Raw genomic sequence first — 17,620 nt, 5'->3', positions numbered from 1 at the left:
TCTGCCCGGTCGAGACCCACCATGATCGAAATCATCAAACCCACGCTCGAACATCTGCCCTCCTACAAGGCGGCGCTCGAGCGTGGCTGGTCGCCGGACAATGTCCGGCTGATGGAAGCGACGCGCGAGCAACTTGCGGCGATCGACGAGGATCCCGCGGCGTTCCTTGCCAGCCTCGACGATCCCGAGGCCAAAGGAGGCCCGATTACCTTGCCTAATGGCACGACAGTGCCGCGGCTGCCCGGCTTCCGGCGCTGGATCTGGGACGGCGAGGCCGCCGGCTCGATCGGCTTTCGCTGGCAGCCCGGTACGGCCGCACTGCCGTCGCATGTGCTCGGCCATATCGGCTATGCCGTGGCGCCGTGGAAGCGCGGACGAGGCTATGCGACCGAGGCGCTGCGGCTGATGCTGGACGAGGCGAGGGCTGTTGGTTTGCCATATGTCGAGCTCACCACTGACCTCGACAATCCGGCCTCGCAGAAGGTGGTGCTGGCCAATGGCGGCCGTGTGGTCGGTCCGTTCATCAAGGACGCCGCGTATGGCGGCGCCGAGAGTTTGTTGTTCCGGATCGATTTGTAGTCCGACGCTATTCGGCCGGTGCCGGCAGCGGCGGCGCTGCCCGGCTGCGCCCCTCCCAGATGTAGGAGGCAAGTGCCACCACCACCGCCACCAGCATGGCGGCAGCGCCCACAACCGGCAGGCTGCGATAGCCGTAGCCGGCATTGAGCATGGCAGCGCCCAGCGACGCGGCGAGCGCGATGCCGACATTGAAGCCGGAGGGGATGAGCGAGGAGGCGAGGTTGGAGGCGTCCGCCGTCCAGGCCAGGATGCGGGTCTGGATCGGCGTGCCTATGGCGAAGTTGAGGCCACCCCAGATAACGATGGCGATGACCATCGGCACGGGATAGGGGCTGACGGCATAGATCACGCCCAACATCACCGCCTGCAGCGCAAGCATGGTGATCAGCGACGGCATCAGCTTCCAGTCGGAAAGCTTGCCGCCGAGAAAAACGCCGACGGTGGCGCCGACGCCGTTGAGCAGCAGCACCCAGGGGATCAGGCTCTCGTCAAGATGGGTCACCTCAAGCAGGGTCGGGGTGATGTAGGTGAACAGGCCGAACTGGCCGATCATCAACATCAGCATCAGGATCAGCGAGGTCCAGACTTGCTGGCGCGCCAGCACGCGAACCTCGCTGCCAAGACTGGCGGATGGCCTTGATGCGCCTGTCGTGCGCGGCAAAAGCGCAGCCATGGCGGCAAACGCCACCACGCCCAGCGCGCACATCACCCAGAAGGTGGCGCGCCAGCCCCAGAGATTGCCGATTGCGGTGCCGGCCGGCACGCCGATGACATTGGATACGGTGAGGCCGGAGAGGATCACAGCCACGGCCATGCCGCGCTTGTCCTCGGGCACGAGGCCGACAGCCACCACCATGGCGACGCCGAAATAGGCGCCGTGTGCGACGGCGACCGCAATGCGCAAGAGCAGCATCGAGGCAAAATCGGGCGCCAGCGCGCAAGCGGCCTGGCCGATGGTGAAGGCGACGGTCAGGCAAAGCAGCAGCGTCTTGCGGGGAATGCCCTTGGTGGCGAGCGCCAGCAATGGCCCGCCAACCGCGATGCCGCCGGCATAGCCTGAGACGAGATAGCCGGAGGTCGGGATCGAAACGCCAAGGCCGTCGGCCACTTGCGGCAGCACGCCGGCAATGACGAATTCGGTGGTGCCGAAAGCGAAGGCGGCGATGAACAGGGCAATGAGCGGAAGCATGGCGCGGAAGCGATCCTTGAACGAGTTGGCCTCAAATCATGGATGGCGCTTGCCGGCAATGCAGAAATTTTTGCGGCCGGTTTAGGTTTTCTTGATCAGCTCGCCTTCAACCTGGAGCCGCCGAGCAGGCCGCGCTCTTCCAGCACCGGGTAGGCCATCGACGCCAGCAGCGAGTTGATCTGCTTCAGGTCGCGGATGGTGTCGAGGTGGATGGAGCTGGTCTCGACGCTCTTGGCGGTGCCGTCGCGCAGGCGCACGAAATGGCTGGCGCTGGTTTCCTTTTCGCGGTCGCGCAGCCGGTCCTTTTCCAGCACCAGCTGGCGGGCAGTCTCAGGGTCGCGCGACACCAGCACGTTGAAGGCAAGCCTGGCATTGGCCAGCACCGAGGTGTGAAAGGCGAGCAGCTCGCTCCAGCCCTCGGGCGTGAACTCCAGCCCGCGCTCGAACTTCTTCTTCACATGCACCAGCATGTTGCGCACGATGATGTCGCCGACCTGCTCAAGCTTGACGCAGGCGCCTATCAGCTCCTGGCAGCGCAGCGCCTCGTCCTCTGTGAGCGAGTTCCTGGTCAATTTGGCCAGATAGAGCTTGATCGCCGCGTGCTTCCTGTCGACGCGGTCGTCAAGGGCGGCCAGCGCCTTGATCTTGTCGCCGTCGGCGCTTTCATACAGCTCGATGATACGCTTGAGCATGATCTCGACCGTCTCGCAGACGCGGACCACCTCGCGGGTGGCGTTGGCCAGCGCCTGGCTCGGAACGTCGAGCGCGCCGTCGTTGAGGGCGGAGAGTTCGACCACATCGAGCTCTGTAGCCGGCGCCGGCTTGGTGCCCATTGCGACGATCTTCTCGGAAGCACGATAGATCAGGCTGGCAAGCGGCAGGCCGGCGAGCAGGATCAGCACATTGAACAGTATGTGGGCGTTGACGATCTGGTCGGGCACGGTGGCGCCGAGGAAGGCGACCGGTGGCTTCAGCGTCATGAACAGGTTCAGCATCACCAGCGAGCCCATGCCGCGCATCAACAGATTGCCGATCGGCACGACGCGCACGCCAGGTTCGGCACTTCGGGTGAGCAGCGGCGCGATGATCGACGAGCCGAGATTGACGCCGAGCACCAGCACGATGCCGAGTTCGGGCGGGATGAAGCCGCGCCCGGCCAGCGTGACCATCAAAAGCACGGCGGCGATTGAGGAGTGGAAGAGCCAGGTAACGAGCGCGGCGAGCAGATAGGCGGTGACGTAGTCGCTGGAGAAATATTCGATGATGAGCGGCATCAGCGTGCTCTGGCGCAGCGGCTCCGAGGCCTGGCCGATCATCTCCAGCGACAGTACCAAAAGGCCGATGCCGACCAGGATGCGGCCGAACTGGCGCCAGTCGCGCCGCTCGGTGGCCATGAACATGACCGTGCCGGCGACGAGGCAGATCGGCACCAGCAGCGTCAGATCGAAGGTCAAGAGCTTGACCACCAGCGCCGAGCCGATCTCGGCGCCGCGCACAGCCAATTGGCCCGACATGCCCGAGACGATGCCGGCGCCGGCGAAGGAGCCGACGAGAAGCGTGACGGCGGTCGAGCTCTGCAGCGCGATGGACAGGCCGCAGCCGGCCAGCACCGCCATGATCGGATTGCGCATGGTGGAGCGCAGCCGGTGACGCAGCACGTCGCCATAGGCGCGCTCGACGCCTGTCTTGACCATGCGGGTGGCAAACAGCATCAGCGCCACCGAGCCCGCCAGATGCAGCAGAACGACGGAGCCGCTCATTTCGAAACCCGCACGCAGACAGCTACCGCGACGCGGAGGGCGCGCAGTGCAGGGATGAAAACGGGGCTGCGAATCATGGTCATGACAGTCTTGAACAATATCCGGAATATTTTAGCCGGGTAATAAAATCTTGTCGATTTCAAGAGCCGTCGCGGCGCGACAGGGCGTGTCGGAAAATGGACGGATGCGCAAATGGTTGCATGGCGGATCCCTGGTGATGGCAGCGGATCGTCCCGGTTTGCCGGACTCCCGGCAATCGCCTTTGCGATGATGTTCAAATATCCAGGATAAGCGCCGGATTTCATTGCGTAAATGTAATGCTAGTGTTCAGTTTCGGTTCATCCTTCGGGCGCTATTCCCTAGGCATCGACAACCAAGGAGCCCCGCTATGAAACGTGTTGTTCTTTCCGCCCTCGCTTTCTCGATGCTGGCCGCCACTTCGCTTACCGGCCAGGCCGCACCGGTGAACGCACCGGTCGCACCGCAGTCGAATTACACGCGGGTCGACTGGCAGAGGCCCGGCAAGCATGTCGATGTCAGGAAGCGCGTCGTGAAGAAGACGGTGGTCGTCAAGCGCAGCCATTGGCGCAATGGCCAGAAATATTCCAGCTGGAAGCGGCACCAGCCGATCCGCGATTATGGCCGCTACGGCCTGCATCGCCCCGGCCGCGGCCAGGAATGGATCCGCGTCGGCAACGACTATGTGCTGGTCAGCGTCCTGTCCGGCATCATCTTCGGCGCCATTGCCGCGCATTAAGCCCGGCCTCGCCGGCGCAATGCAGAGACTTGAAAGGAGGCGGCCCGAAAGGGCCGCCTTTCTTTTGGCTGTAGAACCGGGCTTTTTGGCTGTGGAAACCGGGTATGGTCCGCAATAAGGGTCGTCGGATTCCGCGAGCATGATTATATGAGGGACAAACGAGTTCCCCAATGCGCTTTCCGCCCGCCTTTCTCGATGAGATACGCGACCGTGTGCCGATTTCATCGGTCATCGGCCAGCGCGTCGCATGGGACAGGAAGAAGACCAACGCCTCGCGCGGCGACTATTGGGCCTGTTGTCCGTTCCATGGCGAAAAGAGCCCCTCCTTCCACTGCGAGGACAAGAAGGGCCGCTATCACTGTTTCGGCTGTTCGGTGTCGGGCGATCATTTCAAGTTCCTGACCGAGCTCGACGGATTAAGCTTTCCCGAAGCGGTCGAGAAGATCGCCGACATGGCCGGCGTGCCGATGCCGGTGCGCGACGAGCGGGAAGAACAGCGTGAGAAGGAACGCGCCAGTCTGACCGACGTCATGGAGATGGCGACTGCCTTCTTCCAGGAGCGGCTGCAAGGACCGGAGGGTGCAAAAGCCCGCGCCTATCTCAGGGATCGCGGGCTGACGCCGGCGACGCAGCAATCGTTCCGGCTGGGCTTTGCGCCCGACAGCCGCAATGCGCTGAAGGAACATCTTGCCGCCAAGGGTGTGCCCAAGGCCGACATCGAGGCCTGCGGGCTGGTGCGTCATGGCGACGACATCCCGGTCTCCTATGACTGGTTCCGCGATCGCATCATGTTCCCGATCCCGGATTCGCGCGGCAAGATCATCGCCTTTGGCGGCCGCGCACTGGCGCCCGATGCGCTGGCCAAATACATGAATTCGCCCGACACGGAGCTCTTCCACAAGGGCAACGTGCTCTACAATTTCGCCCGCGCCCGCAAAGCGCTGGCGAAAGGCGGCACGGTGATTGCCGTCGAAGGTTATATGGACGTGATTGCGCTGGCGCAGGCCGGCTTCGAGAATGCCGTGGCGCCGCTCGGCACCGCGCTCACCGAAAACCAGCTCGAACTTCTGTGGCGCATGGCGCCTGAGCCGATGCTGTGCTTCGACGGCGACCAGGCCGGGCTGAAGGCGGCGTGGCGGGCCGCGGATCTCGCGCTGCCGTCGGTGCAGGCCGGGCGGTCGGTGCGCTTTGCGCTGTTGCCGGAGGGCAAGGATCCCGACGATCTGGTCAAGGCAGAAGGGCCGGACGCGTTTCGTGCCGTGCTGGCGGAAGCGCGGCCTCTCGCTGATTTGTTGTGGATGCGTGAGACATCCGGTGGCGTCTTCGACACGCCGGAGCGGCGGGCGGGGCTGACAAAGACGCTGCGCGAACTGACCAGCCGCATCCGCGATGAGAGCCAGCGCTACCACTACCAGCAGTGGATGCGCGAGCGGGAGCTGACCTTCTTCAGCGCCCAGCGCGAAGTGCGGCAAGGTCGCCAGGACTGGAAACCGGGGCAGGGCAAAACGCCCGCACCCGGCGGACAGTTCGCCAAAGGCAGCGGGGCAGGCGCGCGCGCCGCGATCACCGAAAGCCTCGGCCGCTCCGCCATGGTCAAACGCGGTGGCGAGATGATGTCGGTGCGCGAGGCGACGATCATCGTAGCCCTCGTCAACCATCCGGCGCTGATCGACGAGAACTTCGCCCATGTCGAGTTCCTCGATCTCGCCAACACCGATCTGCAGCGGCTGCACGCCGCCATCCTCGATGCGATGGCGCACGACATGGCCAATGACCGTAGCGCGGTGATCGCCACCATCGAACGTGCCGGCTGCAGCGATATCTGGGGGCGCGCCGTGGCGCTCATCCAACGGGCCAGGCAATGGCCCGCGCTGGAAACCGCAGCGCTTGACGATGCCCGCGACGCCTTCAACCAGGCGCTGCACTTGCAGCGCAGCGCGCGCACCTTACATAAGGAGCTGAAACAGGCGGAAGCAGCGCTCGCCAGCGATCCCACTGACGAAAACTACCGGCACCTCATCGAGATTCAGGCGCAATTCCGTGATGTACAAGCAACGGAAGCGCTGATCGAAGGCTTCGGTGTATCCTCGGGCAGGGGTGGGCGCGTCTAGGTCGAAACCTGCGCAAGAATGAATGTTGTACGTGCTGCGCGTCGAATCGACGCCTCTAAGTCGGGTAATTGATTCGCTTTTTTGATGCGAATCATGCGAGAGGCGCTTGACCTTCTGGCAGAATGACGGAATCAGGACGATTCGAAACCTTAACCCGCGCCGGCGTCGATGGAAATGCACTGACGCGAGGTGCTGATCACTGGACAGGCTGTCAGCCTGCCACAGATATCAGGGTTAATCTGGACTTAATGCATATCGCCCAAAAGTGAAAACCGGTTTTGGGGGCACGATATGAACAAACAAAAGAGTTGATTCGGTTACCGGCCCGGTTAAGCGCCACCAGCGCATGTAGTTTGACCGGTGCGGCAGCTACGCGGCTTCGATGCTCGGCCGCTAGGAGAAGATAAAGACTATGGCGACAAAGGAAAAGGAAGAGGTCGAGACCGAACGTGAAGGCGCCACCGATGGGCCTCTGCTCGACCTTTCCGATGATGCTGTCAAGAAGATGATCAAGGCCGCCAAGAAGCGCGGCTATGTGACTCTCGACGAACTGAACGCGGTGCTGCCGTCGGAAGAGACCGATCCGGATCGCATCGAAGACATCAATGCGATGCTGTCCGACATGGGCATCAACGTGGTCGAGGACGACGATCAGAGCGAGGAGCCCGAGGCCGCCGACAGCAATGCCGACGCCGAGGAAGACGCCAACGAACTGGCCGAGCAGACCGGCACCGCCGTCGCCGCCACGACCACCAAGAAAGAGCCGACCGACCGCACCGATGACCCGGTGCGCATGTATCTGCGCGAGATGGGCTCGGTCGAGCTCCTGTCGCGCGAGGGCGAAATCGCGATCGCCAAGCGCATCGAGGCCGGCCGCGAGACGATGATCGCGGGCCTCTGCGAAAGCCCGCTGACCTTCCAGGCCATCATCATCTGGCGTGACGAGCTCAACGAATCCAAGATCCTGCTGCGCGAGATCATCGACCTCGAAGCCACCTATGCCGGCCCCGAAGCCAAGCAGGCGCCGGTGGTCGAGCGCATCGAGGAGGCGCCCAAGGCCGAGGACAAGCCGAGGCGTGGACGCGACGAGGAAGACGACATCACCAATGTCGGCGCCGACACGCGCGGCCTGGTCGATGACGACGAGGAAGACGAGGACGAGGCGAGCCTGTCGCTGGCGGCGATGGAAGCGGAGCTGCGCCCGCAGGTGATGGAGACGCTCGACGTCATCGCCGACACCTACAAGAAGCTGCGCAAGCTGCAGGACCAGCAGGTCGAGAACCGTCTGGCCGCGACCGGCACGCTGTCGCCAAGCCAGGACCGCCGCCTGAAGGAGCTGAAGGACCAGCTGATCAAGGCGGTGAAGTCGCTGTCGCTCAACACGGCGCGCATCGAGGCGCTGGTCGAGCAGCTCTACGACATCAACAAGCGGCTGGTGCAGAACGAAGGCAAGCTGCTGCGCCTGGCCGAAAGCTATGGCGTGCGCCGCGAGGAGTTCCTCAAGGAATATCAGGGCTCCGAGCTCGACCCGAACTGGACGCGCTCGATCGGCAACCTGACCTCGCGCGGCTGGAAGGAATTCACCAAGAACGAGAAGGACGCGATCAAGGATCTGCGTTCGGAAATCCAGAACCTCGCCACCGAGACGGCGATCTCGATCCTGGAATTCCGCAAGATCGTCAACCAGGTGCAGAAGGGCGAGCGCGAAGCCGCTATCGCCAAGAAGGAAATGGTCGAGGCCAACCTGCGCCTCGTCATTTCCATCGCCAAGAAATACACCAATCGCGGCCTGCAGTTCCTCGACCTGATCCAGGAAGGCAATATCGGCTTGATGAAGGCGGTCGACAAATTCGAATACCGCCGCGGCTACAAGTTCTCGACCTATGCGACATGGTGGATCCGGCAGGCGATCACGCGTTCGATTGCCGACCAGGCGCGCACCATCCGCATCCCGGTGCACATGATCGAAACGATCAACAAGATCGTGCGCACGTCGCGCCAGATGCTGCATGAAATCGGCCGCGAGCCGACGCCGGAGGAACTGGCAGAAAAGCTCGCAATGCCGCTCGAAAAAGTGCGCAAGGTCTTGAAGATCGCCAAGGAGCCGATCTCGCTCGAAACCCCTGTGGGTGACGAAGAGGATTCGCATCTGGGCGATTTCATCGAGGACAAGATGGCGATCCTGCCGATCGATGCGGCGATCCAAGCCAATCTGCGCGAGACCACCACGCGGGTGCTCGCCTCGCTGACGCCGCGCGAGGAGCGGGTGCTGCGCATGCGCTTCGGCATCGGCATGAACACCGACCACACGCTGGAAGAAGTCGGCCAGCAGTTCTCGGTGACGCGCGAGCGTATCCGCCAGATCGAAGCCAAGGCGCTGCGCAAGCTCAAGCACCCGAGCCGGAGCCGCAAGCTGAGGAGCTTCCTCGACAGCTGATACCGGCAACAGACCAGCATTCGAAAAGGGCGCCGATGGCGCCCTTTTTGTTGCCGGGTGAAGGCTCTTGTCGCCCATCTCCGTCGGGAGGATACTTGCCTGGTCGGATGCATGTTCTGGGCGAAAAACCGGATGTCCGCCCCGGCTGATGTCCTCAGCCGTGCTCCGTGGCGCCGGAGGGAGGTGTGTGATGACAACCTACATCCTGCTGATGAACTGGACGGAACAGGGCGCCAGAAATATCCGAGAGTCGCCGAAGCGGCTCGATGCCGCCAAGAAGCAACTGGCCGACATGGGCGGCTCGTTCAAGGCGTTTTACCTGACTATGGGCGAATATGACATGGTGGCGATTATCGAGGCGCCCGACGATGCTGTGCTTGCTCGTTTCGCCCTGATGCTGGCAACGGGTGGCAGCGTCAAGACGCGAACGCTCAAGGCTTTCCCGGAATTTGCCTATCGCGAGATCGTCACTTCGCTTGGATAGCGCTGGGCGCGGGTCCGTGCGGCTCGGCGTCATATTGCGGGGCCGTGCCGTCAGGGTGATAGTCGCGCCATGTCCAAGCCTGCGCTGACCATCTGGTACAACACACGCTGCCCGGTTTGCGATGGCGGCATCACCCGGCAGAAACGGCGGCTGATCGAGGCGATCAAGGCCGGGCGGATCGAATTCCGCGACATCAACCTCGAACCGGCGGCGCTCTCTGGCTACAGCGCCTCGCTGGAGGACATACGCCGCCGGCTGCATGCCACCGATGCCGAAGGCAGGCTGCTGGTCGGCGCCGATGTCGCGGTTGCCGTCTGGCGGGCGACGCCGGGCGAGGGCTGGCTGGCGACGCTCTTCGGCAATCCGGTCGCGCTGCCGCTGACGCGGTTCGCGTACAATCGCTTCGCCGATCTTCTCTATGCCTGGAACCGGCGCAAGGGCCGCTGGTAGCGAGGCAAGGCCCGAAGATATCTGCGGGCCTTACCGTCATGGGCGTTACCGGGACGCCGGCTCGCAAAGCCAGCCGACAATGCGGCGCACCGCCGGCAGCACCATGAGCAACGTTGGGAACGCTACCAGCCAGGACAGGCCCCAGGCAGTGAGCCAGACAGCCGGCAAATCAGGTTGCAGTCCAAGGCTTTTCAGCGTCGATATGAACGAGACGATGAAGGTCATCAGCAGCGACAGCACCAGCGGACTGACGATCGCGGCATAGCGCGCCGGCAGCTTGCCGCGCTTACGGGTCGTGGTCATTTTTGGATTTTCCTGAAACATCCGGTCCGTCGCATTTGGCATCCATTGCGCCGGGTTTCCGGCGGAACTGCCCGGAAAGACCGGGTGGATGCGTTGCTTGACGTCAGACGCTTACGGAGAGGTTTTGGCCCTCACGCGCTTTCTAGCTGCCGGCGGCGGCGAAATCAACCTTCTGGCGCCGTCTTTAGATACATCGTAAGATATATCTTGACTCATCGGGGGGCAAGCCTAATTAAGATGTATCGTAAGATATAACTCAAGGAGCAATTCATGCACAGACATCATCCCTTTGGCGAGCGCGCCGAGCGCGCTTTCCTGCATATGGCCGGCAAGTTTGGTGGCAGAGGGGGCGGCTTCGGGCCGTTCGGCCACGGCGGACGTGGCGGTGGACGCGGCGGCCCTGGCGACATGTTTCGCGCCGGACGCATGCTGGCCGACGGCGATCTCAAGCTGATCACGCTGTCGCTGCTGGCCGAGGCGCCGCGCCACGGCTACGACATCATCAAGGCGCTGGAGGAGCGCACCAGCGGCATCTACAGCCCGAGCCCCGGCGTCGTCTATCCGACGCTGACCTTCCTGGAAGAGGCCGGCTATGCGGCTTCAGCCGCGGACGGCAACAAGAAGGTGTTTTCGATCACCGAGGCGGGGCAGGCGCATCTCGCCGAGAACCGCGAGATGATCGACGGCGTGCTCGAGCATCTCGAGCGCTTCGGCCGCAAGATGGCGAAAGCGCGGGACTGGTTCGGCTGGAACGACGACGGCGAGGAAGGCGGACGGCGTGGTGGTCGCTCGGGAGCCCGCGACGAGTTTCGCGCCGTGCGCCACCGGCTGCGTGCCGCGCTCGGCGATCTCGTCGACGCGCCGGCAAAAAAGCAGGCCGAGGCGATTGCAGTCCTGGAAGCCGCCGCTGAAGCCCTGGAAGCGCTATCGCGCGGTTGACCCCTGGCGAGAACCCTTGCCCGTTCGACTGAGGAACGGTACTGAAAATCATCCTGCACCGCGAGACGTGGTGCAGGATGATTGCCGTTGGAGGAAGCCCGATGTCTTTTCTGAAGCGTCTTTTCGGTGGTGGCGGTGAGGGGGGCGAGCCCAAGAGCGCAGCATCGGCAAAGCAGGTTGAGCACAAGGGATTTTTGATCAGCGCTACGCCATACAAGGCGGAGGGCGGCCAGTACCAAACTTGCGGCGTGGTTTCGAAGGAAGTCGACGGCGTGATGAAGGAACACAAATTCATCCGCGCCGATCGCTTTGCCGGACTGGACGACGCCGTCGACATCTCGATCAAAAAGGGCATGCAGCTGGTCGACGAGCAAGGCGAGAGGATGTTCGGGTAAGGGCCGAACTGGTCGAGGCGCCGAACGTAGGTTTTGCGCCGGTCATTCGTCGCCAGAATCTCGAATAGCGGCAGTGGGCCGCAAGCAGAAAGTCTCGACAATTGAGCGTAGCATTTGCCAAGGAGGAAAGCGCCGAGGCTGCATCGGAAACCATCCTGCCGGCTCGCCCTATCTCCGATCGGATCAACCTTGTCACGGAAGCGGGCCTCAAGATGCTGCAGGTTGAATTGGCTCGCGCCCAGCAAGCTCTCGAGGTCGCTAGCGTGCTGGAAGATGTCAATGAGCGGCGACGCCAGTCAGCGATTCCGGTTCGAGATATGCGTTACTATGCCGAGCGCGTGCGTACGGCTCAGCTTATGCCGGTGCCCACCTCTAATGAGGCGATCGCCTTCGGGCACACCGTTACCTTCAAGCGTGATGATGGCCGCACTCAGACCTTCCGCATCGTCGGAGAGGATGAGGCCAACCCGTCTGAAGCTTCCATATCGCATGGTTCGCCGGTTGCCATCGCGCTGACCGGAAAAACCGTTGGCGACTTTGTCCAGCTAGGGCCGCGCGAACTTGAGATCCTGTCCATTTCCTAGGACGCAGGTATGATGCGCGACCGAGGCCGGTGCACCTTGAGACGTGATCAGATGCCCGCAATTGCCAAAAGCCAAGCCAGGATGTCGAGCAGCAGAAAAACCAGCGCAATCTGCAACGCCAGCCGGAGCCGCTGGATAATTCGCCAGTTGCCGGCCATGTCCGCCTTGATCCGAAGGGCAAGCGCGCGGCGCATGGCCGACATTGTCGTCGGCCTGTCGCCGTCGACATATTGATCGAGCAGATCTTCCGGATCGAAGCGGAATGTATATTGGTGATAGGGCCAAAGCATGAAGACGATCAGCCCGCCGATGCCGAACAACAGGGCCACTGCGGTCCAATCCCAAAGCCCAAGCCCGTTGGAAAGCGCCGCACCGCCGAGTAGCGAGTTGGCAAATGCGGTGGCAAAGACAAGGCTGCCGGCGCGGGTGCTCATGTTCTCCACAAGCGTCTGCTGTTGAGTGAGACCTCTCACCGCCTCCTGATAGATGAACGCGAGACGCGGATCGTCGTCGGCAACAGCGCTTGCGACAATTCCGTTGTTCTCTCCTCCACTCCGACATTCGGCCATAAGTTGCCTCTCTGTTTTGACAGGGATGCACGAGTTTAGCCCGATCCGTCGGTGCAAAAACAGATTGGCCGTGGACCAACGGCAAATCCGATGGCGATGCCAGGGGCTCCAAGCCTATGAGGGCCAGCTGATGAACGGGCAAGAATAGTTGGCAGCCATCGAAAACCCCGCCACGAACACCACGCCATCTGCCGGTGGACCCTGCTCTCGGCCCCGGACAGCAAGAAGGCAGGCGCCGAAGCGCCTGCCTTTTCAATGCGAATGACGGGGTGTGCTTACGCGGCGATTTGCGCGCTCGCGGTCTTGGCCACCACGGCATCGACCTTGGCGGTCGCCTTGGCAAGTGCGGCGGTGACGGCATCAGGGCCCATGCCGACGCCTTCGATGCGGATGACGTCGACATCGGTCATGCCGAGAAAGCCGAGCACGCCGCGCAGATAGGGGATGGCGTGATCGAACTGCACGGCCGCACCTTCGGAATAGATGCCGCCCGAGGCGAGTACGATATAGACCTTCTTGCCGGTGACGAGGCCCTTGGGACCGCCCTCGCCATAAGAGAAGCTCTTGCCGGAGCGGGAGATGTGATCGACCCAGGACTTCAGGGTCGAGGAGATGTTGAAGTTGATGAAGCCGGTGGCCAGGATCACGGTGTCGGCTGCGAACAGTTCTTCAAGCACGATGTCGGAGACGCCGACGACTTCGGCCTGGCGCGGCGTGCGGGCTTCAACGGGGGTGTAGATGCCGGTCGCATAATCGGTGTCGATATGCGGCAGCGGGTTGGCCACGAGGTCGCGCACGACGAGCGTATTCGACGGGTCGGCGGCGACGAGCTTTTCAGCGAATTCGGTAGCGATACGGGTCGAGTGCGAGGCAGCGCCGCGCGGGCTCGAGGTTACAAGCAGGATAGACATAGCAGTTCTCTCCAGTGGGAATTGATTTCTCCCGCCTGATATGGGCCTACCGATCCATTCAAAAAACTGGTATATTATCTATATGATCCATCGATAAAGTAGGTATGCCGTGCAGCCCAATCCGACGCTCGACCAATTGCAGATCCTGGTTGCGGTCGCCGACACCGGCAGCTTCTCAGCCGCCGGCCGCAAGCTTAACCGCGCGCAGTCCGTCATCAGCTACGGCATCGCCAATCTTGAGGCGCAGCTTGGCCTGAAACTGTTCGAGCGCGAGGGCACGCGCGAGCCGCAGCTGACCGAAATCGGCCGGGCGATGCTGGAGGACGCCCGGCGCATGGTCGGCGTGCTGCAGCGCATCCGTTCGCGTGCCGACGGTCACCATCAGGGGCTGGAGGCTGAAGTTGCGCTATCGGTTGACGCGGCGCTGCCCTCGCCAGTGCTGGTGCGCGTGCTGAAGGCGTTCGAGGCGCAGTTCCCGACCGTGATGATGCGACTGCATATCGGCACGCTCGGTCTGATCCCCGACCATGTCGTCAGCGGACAGTCGGATCTTGGCATCGGTGGCTTGCTGGGCGAGGTCGACGTGCATCTCGTGCGCATCGGCTTCATGTCGATCGTGCTGGCTGCCGCCCCCACCCACCCTCTGGCACTGCTGCCGAAACCGGTGGCGCTCGAGGATGCGCGAGAGCACACCCAGCTGGTTGTCAGTGACCAGTCGGAACGCACCAAGGGACGCGACTTCGGCGTCTTTGCCTATCGTACATGGCGGCTGACAGATGTGCGTATCAAGCATACGTTGATGCGCGAGGGGCTGGGCTGGGGCGGGTTGCCGCGCTGGCTGATCGCGGACGATTTGGCCAGCGGCAGGCTGGTCGAACTCGACCTTGAACCTTTTAGCGAGGTGCGCTCATCGCTCTATGCCATGCACCGCGCCGACCGCAGCCCGAAACCGGCGGCGGCCTGGCTGATCGACCAGTTCAAACGCCAGCTCGGCTGCTTCAACGAGTTCGACCCGGACGACCTGCCTGAGGATGAGCCGGAGACAGCCCATCGATCAGAGCCATGAGCACGGCGCGATAGTCTTCGGCCGAGGCGCCGGCCTCGACGGCAAGTGCTGCGCGGTCGAAGGCAGCGGCGAGCAAAGCGGTCAGAGCATCGGCAGGCAGTCTGGTCATCGACTGTTCGCGCATCGCCGCAACCAGGCCTTCGCGCAGCGACCGGTTGCCGTGGCGATTGTCGATCGCATCCATGGCGGCGCGGCCAAGCACGGCCGGTCCGTCGAGCAGCAAAAGCCGCGTGCGGCCGGGCGCGCGCATGGCGGCGAGATAGGCGTCCGAGCCGGCAATCAGCGCATTGCGGGCAAACAAAGAAGGCGGCGAGGCGCGCTCGATCTCTTGCGCCACCGCCGCCGCCTCCTGCTCGACCACGGCGGCAAACAGCGCCTGCTTGTCGGCAAAGTGGTGATAGAGCGCGCCGCGGGTGACGCCGGCGGCCGCAACGATCTCCGGCGTGCCGGTCTCGGCATAGGACTTTTCGATGAACAGTTTGCGCGCCGCAGCGATCAGGTCGGCGCGCGTCGCTTCGGTGCGGTCGCGGTTGGAGCGGCGTGGGGTTTCTCGTTGCATACATGCAGCCTGTATGTTATTTCGAATTGCATGCAAACTGTATGTTGGCTGACGGGAGAAAGAAAGATGAAGACGACGAGCTATTATCCGGTGCTGATGACGGGCGACGTAGCCGGCACGAAAGCCTTCTATATCAATCACTTCCGCTTCAAGCCGCTGTTTGCGAGCAACTGGTATGTGCACCTGCAGTCTGCCGAGGATCGCAGCGTCAATCTCGGCATCGTCCAGGGCGACCACGAGACGATCCCCGAGGAGGGGCGCGGCCGCACATCGGGGCTGCTGATCAATTTCGAGGTGAGGGATCCTGATGCTGTCTATGAACGGATCGTTGCGGCCGGCCTACCGATCCTGTGCCCGCTGCGCGACGAACTCTTCGGCCAGCGCCATTTCATCACCAGGGATCCCAATGGCGTGCTGATCGACGTCATCAAGCCGATCCCGCTCAGCCCGGAATTTCAGGCGCAATTCGCGGCGGGCGCGGCGGGCGCCTGAACGATGGCAGCAAATGTCGGCAGCGGCTCCGGCCGCTGTGGCCGGACCCGCACCATGCGGTCTATGTTGGTGATGTTGAAGCTGGGCCTGCCGCATGCGTGACATCTGCCTTGTTCGTGCGCCATCCAATCTCGGCCTTCGGCCCTTGGAGCCGGGCCATGTGCCCGGCACCTGGCGTGCGCCGCAGGCGCTGAGCGAAGCTGGTTTGATCGAGTCGCTGGTGCCGGGGCGGGTGGTCGATCTCGACAGACCCGCCTACAGTACCGAACCGCAACCGGGCACTAGGCTGCGTAATGGTCCGGCGATCCGCTGCTTCAACCTCGATCTTGCCGAGATCGTCACCGGTGCGCTTGGGCAAGGCGAGTTCCCGCTGATCATCGGCGGCGACTGCTCGATCCTGCTTGGCGCACTGGTCGCCGCGCGGCGCTCGGGCGCGGTCGCCCTGGTCCATGTCGATGGCCACAGCGATTTCCGCCATCCCGGCAACTACGATGTCAATGCCTCACTCGGCTCGGTTGCCGGCATGGATCTGGCACTTGCCACCGGACGCGGCGAGGCTTTGCTGGCGCAATGGCCAGGTGTTGTCGGTCCGCTCGTCGCCGACGAGGCGGTGGTTCAGATCGGCGAACGCGAGAGCCGCGATGCCGATTTTGCCTGGCCCGACATCAATGCGACCGCCGTGACGCGCATCGACGTCTTTGCCGCGCAGGAACTCGGCGCGGCTGGAGTGTTGCAAAAGACAAGAGCGACGCTGGCGCGCGCCGGCTGTCCCTACTGGCTGCATCTCGATGTCGATGTGCTCGACCAGACGGTGATGCCGGCGGTGGATTCGCCCGGCAGCCCCGGCATCGACCCCGATGAACTCGTTGCCATTCTGTCGGCGCTGACAGCGGACCAGCGCTGCACCGGCTTGGACATGACGATCTACGATCCCGACCTCGACCCGACCGGTGACCTTGCGCGACTGCTGGTGTCGCTGCTCGGGCGGGTGCTCAACCCTCGATAAGGGCTCAACTCGCCCTTGCTACCGGCGTCACCGTCACTTGGCTGACGCCGGTGCGGCGCACCACGGTGCACAGCGTCTCGCGGCCGATGCGTTCGGCGTCGAGCATGCGCACGAGGTCGTCGACGCCGGTGACCGGGCGACCGTCTATTGACGCGATGATGTCGCCTTCCCTGAGGCCGGCCTTCGCCGCGGGTCCGTCTTTCTCGACGCTGCGCAGCCGTACCGCCGTACTGGTGGTCACCTGCGACAGAAGGGCGGCGCGGCGCGGCAGGTTGGTGGTGTCGGCGGAGATGCCGATGAAGGCACGGCGCACGCGGCCGAAGCGGATGATCTCCGAAATGACGAAATTGGCGGTGTTGGAAGCGACCGCGAAGGCGATGCCTTGCGCGCCGTGGATCATGGCGGTGTTGACGCCGATGACCTCGCCTGCCGACGACACCAGCGGTCCGCCGGAATTGCCGGGATTGAGCGCGGCATCGGTCTGGATGACATCGTCGATCAGCCGCCCGGTCGAGGCGCGCATCGAACGGCCAAGTGCGGAGACCACGCCTGACGTTACGGTCCATTCGAAGCCGAGCGGATTGCCGATGGCAATGGCGATCTGGCCGCGCCGCAGCCGCTTGGAATCGCCGAGCGGCGCGACTTCGGTGAAGCTGCCAGCGGCGCGCACCAGCGCGATGTCGGTGTCGGGGTCGCGGCCTAGCACACGGCCTTCGCTGGAGGCGCCGTCGGGCATAGAGACGCGCACCGTTTTGGCATCGCCAACGACATGGAAATTGGTGACGACCAGCCCGTCCGGGGTGATGACGAAGCCGGAGCCATGGCCACCTTGGCCACCGACGCGCTCGATGCGGCAGACGGCTGGGCCGATGCGGTCGACGGCGTCGGCGACTGTCGTCGAATAGGCGTCGAGCAGTGTGTCGTCGGTTTCGAACTTGTGGGCGGCGAGGGCCATTGGCGGGGCTCCGTGTTTTCAGGCGCGATGATGACTATATGTGCGGAGCGGCTCGAACTGCCGCGACCTGACCA

The 17,620-nt window shown here is 63.3% G+C and carries 19 protein-coding genes; 12 read left to right on the top strand and 7 right to left on the bottom strand.

The window, feature by feature from the left end; translation table 11 throughout:
- The first annotated feature begins 21 nt into the window (after nt 1-21).
- Nucleotides 22-579, top strand: coding sequence for a GNAT family N-acetyltransferase (locus NKI88_RS22720; RefSeq protein WP_023727450.1), 558 nt, complete (start codon nt 22-24; stop codon nt 577-579).
- 7 nt (nt 580-586) lie between these two features.
- Here the strand turns inward: NKI88_RS22720 and NKI88_RS22715 are convergent, their stop codons facing one another.
- Both NKI88_RS22715 and NKI88_RS22710 read right to left on the bottom strand, forming a co-directional pair.
- Nucleotides 587-1,768 (bottom strand): MFS transporter, encoded by a 1,182-nt coding sequence (locus NKI88_RS22715; RefSeq protein WP_023727449.1) that lies wholly within the window; start codon nt 1,766-1,768, stop codon nt 587-589.
- A 95-nt stretch (nt 1,769-1,863) separates the two neighbouring features.
- The gene (locus NKI88_RS22710; RefSeq protein WP_352657352.1) at nt 1,864-3,528 is read right to left on the bottom strand and encodes a Na/Pi cotransporter family protein; all 1,665 of its coding nucleotides are present in this window, start codon (nt 3,526-3,528) and stop codon (nt 1,864-1,866) included.
- A 388-nt stretch (nt 3,529-3,916) separates the two neighbouring features.
- On the opposite strand from NKI88_RS22710, the gene NKI88_RS22705 reads away from it, so the two are divergent.
- The 5 genes from NKI88_RS22705 (at nt 3,917) to NKI88_RS22685 (ending at nt 9,767) form a co-directional block, all read left to right on the top strand.
- Nucleotides 3,917-4,285: an RcnB family protein gene (locus NKI88_RS22705; RefSeq protein ID WP_023672444.1), complete on the top strand. Its 369-nt coding sequence runs from the start codon at nt 3,917-3,919 to the stop codon at nt 4,283-4,285.
- Nucleotides 4,286-4,455: 170 nt separating this feature from the next.
- A complete protein-coding gene (dnaG, locus tag NKI88_RS22700; protein ID WP_023683795.1) occupies nt 4,456-6,396 on the top strand; it encodes a DNA primase in 1,941 nt (646 codons plus the stop codon).
- 412 nt (nt 6,397-6,808) lie between these two features.
- Complete coding sequence (rpoD, locus tag NKI88_RS22695; RefSeq protein ID WP_023672446.1) at nt 6,809-8,833, top strand: RNA polymerase sigma factor RpoD; 2,025 nt, start codon at nt 6,809-6,811, stop codon at nt 8,831-8,833.
- A gap of 190 nt (nt 8,834-9,023) precedes the next feature.
- Nucleotides 9,024-9,317 carry a GYD domain-containing protein gene (locus tag NKI88_RS22690; RefSeq protein WP_023672447.1) on the top strand — a complete coding sequence of 98 codons (294 nt, stop codon included), beginning with the start codon at nt 9,024-9,026 and terminating at the stop codon, nt 9,315-9,317.
- Between the two features lie 69 nt (nt 9,318-9,386).
- Nucleotides 9,387-9,767 carry a thiol-disulfide oxidoreductase DCC family protein gene (locus NKI88_RS22685; RefSeq protein ID WP_352657349.1) on the top strand — a complete coding sequence of 127 codons (381 nt, stop codon included), beginning with the start codon at nt 9,387-9,389 and terminating at the stop codon, nt 9,765-9,767.
- A gap of 45 nt (nt 9,768-9,812) precedes the next feature.
- Here the strand turns inward: NKI88_RS22685 and NKI88_RS22680 are convergent, their stop codons facing one another.
- The gene (locus tag NKI88_RS22680; protein ID WP_023672449.1) at nt 9,813-10,070 is read right to left on the bottom strand and encodes a DUF2798 domain-containing protein; all 258 of its coding nucleotides are present in this window, start codon (nt 10,068-10,070) and stop codon (nt 9,813-9,815) included.
- A gap of 270 nt (nt 10,071-10,340) precedes the next feature.
- Here NKI88_RS22680 and NKI88_RS22675 point away from each other — a divergent pair, with 270 nt between their 5' ends.
- From NKI88_RS22675 to greA, 3 genes are all read left to right on the top strand, one after another.
- Entirely contained in the window at nt 10,341-11,009 is a 669-nt protein-coding gene (locus tag NKI88_RS22675; RefSeq protein WP_352657346.1) for a PadR family transcriptional regulator, read from the top strand.
- 101 nt (nt 11,010-11,110) lie between these two features.
- Complete coding sequence (locus NKI88_RS22670) at nt 11,111-11,404, top strand: HlyU family transcriptional regulator (protein ID WP_023831365.1); 294 nt, start codon at nt 11,111-11,113, stop codon at nt 11,402-11,404.
- 101 nt (nt 11,405-11,505) lie between these two features.
- Entirely contained in the window at nt 11,506-11,988 is a 483-nt protein-coding gene (gene greA / locus NKI88_RS22665; protein ID WP_352657343.1) for a transcription elongation factor GreA, read from the top strand.
- Between the two features lie 47 nt (nt 11,989-12,035).
- Here the strand turns inward: greA and NKI88_RS22660 are convergent, their stop codons facing one another.
- On the bottom strand, nt 12,036-12,422 hold the full coding sequence (locus NKI88_RS22660; protein ID WP_081732396.1) for a hypothetical protein: 387 nt from the start codon (nt 12,420-12,422) through the stop codon (nt 12,036-12,038).
- 410 nt (nt 12,423-12,832) lie between these two features.
- Entirely contained in the window at nt 12,833-13,468 is a 636-nt protein-coding gene (locus NKI88_RS22655) for an FMN-dependent NADH-azoreductase (protein WP_352657340.1), read from the bottom strand.
- A gap of 109 nt (nt 13,469-13,577) precedes the next feature.
- On the opposite strand from NKI88_RS22655, the gene NKI88_RS22650 reads away from it, so the two are divergent.
- Nucleotides 13,578-14,534 (top strand): LysR family transcriptional regulator, encoded by a 957-nt coding sequence (locus NKI88_RS22650; protein WP_023683802.1) that lies wholly within the window; start codon nt 13,578-13,580, stop codon nt 14,532-14,534.
- Here the strand turns inward: NKI88_RS22650 and NKI88_RS22645 are convergent.
- On the bottom strand, nt 14,467-15,093 hold the full coding sequence (locus tag NKI88_RS22645; protein WP_023672456.1) for a TetR/AcrR family transcriptional regulator: 627 nt from the start codon (nt 15,091-15,093) through the stop codon (nt 14,467-14,469). The genes NKI88_RS22650 and NKI88_RS22645 overlap by 68 nt on opposite strands.
- A 66-nt stretch (nt 15,094-15,159) precedes the next feature.
- Between NKI88_RS22645 and NKI88_RS22640 the strand changes: the two genes are divergently transcribed.
- Entirely contained in the window at nt 15,160-15,585 is a 426-nt protein-coding gene (locus tag NKI88_RS22640; protein WP_352657337.1) for a VOC family protein, read from the top strand.
- 94 nt (nt 15,586-15,679) lie between these two features.
- The gene (locus NKI88_RS22635) at nt 15,680-16,591 is read left to right on the top strand and encodes an arginase family protein (protein ID WP_352657334.1); all 912 of its coding nucleotides are present in this window, start codon (nt 15,680-15,682) and stop codon (nt 16,589-16,591) included.
- 4 nt (nt 16,592-16,595) lie between these two features.
- Here the strand turns inward: NKI88_RS22635 and NKI88_RS22630 are convergent, their stop codons facing one another.
- Nucleotides 16,596-17,546, bottom strand: coding sequence for a S1C family serine protease (locus NKI88_RS22630; protein WP_352657331.1), 951 nt, complete (start codon nt 17,544-17,546; stop codon nt 16,596-16,598).
- Nucleotides 17,547-17,620: the final 74 nt, after the last annotated feature.

The organism is Mesorhizobium sp. M0317 (genome assembly GCF_040321555.1).
Taxonomy (GTDB): Bacteria; Pseudomonadota; Alphaproteobacteria; order Rhizobiales; family Rhizobiaceae; genus Mesorhizobium.
This window is presented reverse-complemented; position numbering and strand designations above follow the sequence as displayed.